The sequence below is a fragment of the Clostridium sp. HV4-5-A1G genome (assembly GCF_900184915.1).
Lineage (GTDB): Bacteria > Bacillota > Clostridia > Clostridiales > Clostridiaceae > Clostridium_B > Clostridium_B aromativorans.
Window position 1 is genome coordinate 1 of the sequence record NZ_FXYI02000366.1, and the last position, 829, is coordinate 829.

1 protein-coding gene is annotated in these 829 nt (G+C 23.3%); it reads left to right on the forward strand.

Annotation, left to right across the window (positions count from 1 at the left end; translation table 11 throughout):
• The coding region (locus J5G60_RS18540) for a helix-turn-helix transcriptional regulator (RefSeq protein WP_207876656.1) at window positions 1-579 on the forward strand (579 nt) is incomplete at its 5' end.
• Window positions 580-829 lie beyond the last annotated feature (250 nt).

Sequence of the window (829 nt, forward strand, 5' to 3'; positions counted from 1 at the left end):
AAGAAATTTAATGCAATAAATAGGATGATTAAATATATTGATAAAAATTATAAAAAAAAGATAACTTTAGATAAACTATCGAAAGTAAGTGGTTATAACAGCAATTATGTATCTCAACTTTTTAAATCGCACTTAGGTATTAATTTCTATAGCTACTTAACAAGGATAAGATTAAGAGAAGCAACACATGAACTGAGTCAATCAAGAAATAAAATATTAGAAATAGCATTAGATAATGGATTTCCTGATATAAAAGCCTTTAATTCTGCATTCAGAGAGAATTTTGGAAAATCACCTACGGAGTATCGATGTCAATTAAATAGTGAAAATATAAAAAATGACATCAATTTTAAGAAACAATTTATTTCAATTGAAAATAAACTAATTAATAACAAACTCATTGGTTATGTATCCAATAAAGATTCTTATTACTTAAAAAATAGTTCATTAAATTGGGAGAAAATAAATAAATTAACCGAATGTATGACAGAACCATTACACAAACTCCAAGAACTAACTAAAGAATTAGTACAAACAACAGATTGTTTTGAAAAAAATATTAAAGACCTGCCAAAATAAGATAAACTTCATATTGAATGACGTTTTATCTTATGTTTTGATGTATAAAACATCTCTTAAAAAACTTTATACAAGCTAAATAAAAGCACTTTTTCTTGATAATAATTTTATGTGATAAATTTGTGATTATTTACAAGAATGAGTGTTTTTTTTTATGTAAAATGGTTCCATAAAATCTTTGACAAAGTTTCATCATAAAATGCAAAAAATTTTTTATCCTAAATATTTACCCTCTAGAAAATATTTATAT